2 rRNA genes are annotated in these 3,753 nt (G+C 52.5%); both read right to left on the minus strand.

From position 1 onward, the window contains the following. Nucleotides 1-2,126: ribosomal RNA gene (locus FYJ50_RS10395) — 23S ribosomal RNA — on the minus strand; the annotation flags it as partial. Between the two features lie 230 nt (nt 2,127-2,356). Beyond that, nucleotides 2,357-3,753 (minus strand): 16S ribosomal RNA (locus tag FYJ50_RS10400); the annotation flags it as partial.

Below are 3,753 nucleotides of genomic sequence, written 5' to 3' on the forward strand. Positions count from 1 at the left end.
GTCTCCCACCTATCCTGTACATGTATGACCGAAATCCAATACTAAGCTGCAGTAAAGCTCCATGGGGTCTTTCCGTCTAGTTGCGGGTAACCTGCATTTTCACAGGTACTAAGATTTCACCGAGCCTGCTGCCGAGACAGCGCCCAAATCGTTACACCTTTCGTGCGGGTCAGAACTTACCTGACAAGGAATTTCGCTACCTTAGGACCGTTATAGTTACGGCCGCCGTTCACTGGGGCTTCGGTTCACTGCTTTGATATCATCTGACAGATCCCCTTAACCTTCCAGCACCGGGCAGGTGTCACCCCCTATACTTCGTCTTGCGACTTCGCAGAGAGCTGTGTTTTAGTTAAACAGTCGCTTGGGCCTCTTCACTGCGGCTTCTTTCGAAGCGCTCCTTCTTGCGAACTTACGGAGCTATTTTGCCGAGTTCCTTGGCAACAGTTCTCTCGCTCACCTTGGTATTCTCTACCTGCCCACCTGTGTCGGTTTTGGTACGGGCCGCTCATGCATTGCCAGAAGCTTTTCCTGGAAGCCGGCCTCATATGCTTCGCTACTTTCCTTGGATTTCGCTTACCTGTCACGTCTTCACGTTCCTGATGCACGGATTTGCCTGTGCATCCGCTACCTCGCTTCGCCCTCAATCCATTAAGAGGGTCATACTAGCCGTCTCCGTCACTCCTTCACTCCATGCGCGGGTGCAGGAATATGCGCCTGCTTTCCATCCGCTACGCCTTTCGGCCTCGCGTTAGGTCCCGACTTACCCAGGGCGGACGAACCTTCCCCTGGAATCCTTGGGCTTTCGGTGTGTAGGATTCCCACCTACATCTCGCTACTCACACCGGCATTCTCACTTCTATGCAGTCCACCACTCCTCACGGTATGGCTTCTATCCGCATACAACGCTCCCCTACCACTTAGTTTCCTAAATCCGCAGTTTCGGTATCAGGCTTAGCCCCGGTACATTTTCGGCGCAGGGTCACTCGACTAGTGAGCTGTTACGCACTCTTTAAAGGATGGCTGCTTCTGAGCCAACCTCCTAGTTGTCTGGGCATCCCCACATCCTTTTCCACTTAGCCTGCATTTTGGGACCTTAACTGGCGGTCTGGGCTGTTTCCCTTTCGACCATGGACCTTATCACCCACAGTCTGACTGCCGGATACGCTTCAGAACATTCGGAGTTTGATTGTATTCAGTACCCCGGGATGGGGCCATCACACATTCAGTGCTCTACCTTCCTGTCGCTTCCTTCCGACGCTAGCCCTAAAGCTATTTCGGGGAGAACCAGCTATCTCCGGGTTCGATTGGAATTTCTCCGCTAGCCACAAGTCATCCGCCAACTTTTCAACGGTGGTCGGTTCGGTCCTCCATTGAGCTTCACCTCAACTTCAACCTGCTCATGGCTAGATCACCCGGTTTCGGGTCTGCAGATATATACTTCCGCCCTCTTAAGACTCGCTTTCGCTTCGGCTCCGCGCTTTCCCGCTTAACCTCGCATCTATCCGCAACTCGCCGGTTCATTCTACAAAAGGCACGCCATCACCCTTTAACGGGCTCTGACTTCTTGTAGGCATACGGTTTCAGGTTCTATTTCACTCCGCTCCCGCGGTTCTTTTCACCTTTCCCTCACGGTACTGGTCCTCTATCGCTCACTCGCTTATATTTAGCCTTGGCGGATGGTCCCGCCTGCTTCCGACAAGATTCCTCGTGTCTCGCCGTACTCAGGATCCCACCGGTACTCGTTCCGGATTTCGACTACAGGGCTTGCACCCTCTTCGGCCGCGCTTTCGATCGCGTTCGTCTATCCTTCTCTTTCCTTTCCGTGGTCCTTCAACCCCGCTCCTTAATGCGGTTTGGGCTCCTTCCCTTTCGCTCGCCGCTACTCAGGAAATCACTGTTGTTTTCTTCTCCTCCGGGTACTTAGATGTTTCAGTTCCCCGGGTAGCTCTCCAGCAACTATGGATTCATCGCTGGATGGCAGGCTTCTTCTCCTGCCGGGTTCCCCCATTCGGACATCTGCGGCTCTTCGCTCCCTTGACAGCTCCCCGCAGCTTTTCGCAGTTTGGCACGTCCTTCTTCACTTTCGAGTGGCAAGGCATCCTCCGTACGCCCTTCCTTACTTAATCAGTGGTTCTCGTGTTTTCTTCGAGATTCTTCTTCATAAGAACTGTTTCTTACTACTGTCTTTTTCTCAGTTTATCTTTCAACTTTCCGTTAGACCTTTTCTGTTATGTCTTTTCTTCATGTTGTTCAGTTTTCAAAGATCCATCCCTCTGAGCGATCCTTCCGATCCCTCAAAACCAAACAAGAATTCCTCTAGAACTTCGTCTTCCTTTTCTACACTCTTTCTCCTTAGAAAGGAGGTGATCCATCCCCACGTTCCCGTAGGGATACCTTGTTACGACTTAACCCCAGTCATCGGTCCTACCTTCGACGGCTCACCCCTTGCGGTTATGCCACCGGCTTCGGGTATTACCAACTCCCATGGTTTGACGGGCGGTGTGTACAAGGCCCGAGAACGTATTCACCGCGGCATGCTGATCCGCGATTACTAGCGATTCCAACTTCATGAAGTCGGGTTGCAGACTTCAATCCGAACTGAGACATCCTTTATGAGATTCGCTCCACTTCACAGTGCCGCTGCTCTTTGTAGATGCCATTGTAGTACGTGTGTAGCCCAGGCCATAAGGGGCATGATGATTTGACGTCATCCCCACCTTCCTCCGGTTTGTCACCGGCAGTCTGATATGAGTCCCTAACTTGATACTGGTAACATATCACAGGGGTTGCGCTCGTTGCGGGACTTAACCCAACATCTCACGACACGAGCTGACGACAACCATGCACCACCTGTCTCCCTGATACCCTCCAACATGTCTCCATGTCTTTGCAGGGGATGTCAAGGCCTGGTAAGGTTCTTCGCGTTGCTTCGAATTAAACCACATACTCCACCGCTTGTGCGGGCCCCCGTCAATTCCTTTGAGTTTCACACTTGCGTGCATACTCCCCAGGCGGAGAACTTACTGCGTTAACTGCGGCACTGAGTTATTCCCCCAACACCTAGTTCTCATCGTTTACGGCGTGGACTACTAGGGTATCTAATCCTATTTGCTCCCCACGCTTTCGTGCTTCAGTGTCAGTTACAGGCCAGGCGACCGCCTTCGCCACTGGTGTTCTTCCATATATCTACGCATTTTACCGCTACACATGGAGTTCCATCGCCCTCTCCTGCACTCCAGCCTCACAGTTTCCAGAGCATACGGCAGTTGAGCTGCCGCCTTTCACTCCAGACTTATAAGGCCACCTACGCACCCTTTACGCCCAATCATTCCGGATAACGCTCGCCACCTACGTATTACCGCGGCTGCTGGCACGTAGTTAGCCGTGACTTTCTGGCAGGTTACCATCACTCAGATATCATTTCCTATATCTGCCGTTTTTCTCCTGCAACAGAGCTTTACGATCCGAAGACCTTCCTCACTCACGCGGCATTGCTCGTTCAGGGTTGCCCCCATTGACGAAAATTCCCTACTGCTGCCTCCCGTAGGAGTTTGGGCCGTGTCTCAGTCCCAATGTGGCCGTTCACCCTCTCAGGCCGGCTATGCATCGTCGCCTTGGTGGGCCGTTACCTCACCAACCAGCTAATGCACCGCAGGTCCATCCATGTTCAGAGCCTTGCAGCTCCTTTAATATCTCTTCCATGCAGAAGCGATACCTATCCGGTTTTAGCACCCGTTTCCAGGCGTTATCCCG

This window comes from Floccifex porci (assembly GCF_009696175.1).
In the GTDB taxonomy this organism is placed as follows: Bacteria; Bacillota_I; Bacilli_A; order Erysipelotrichales; family Erysipelotrichaceae; genus Floccifex; species Floccifex porci.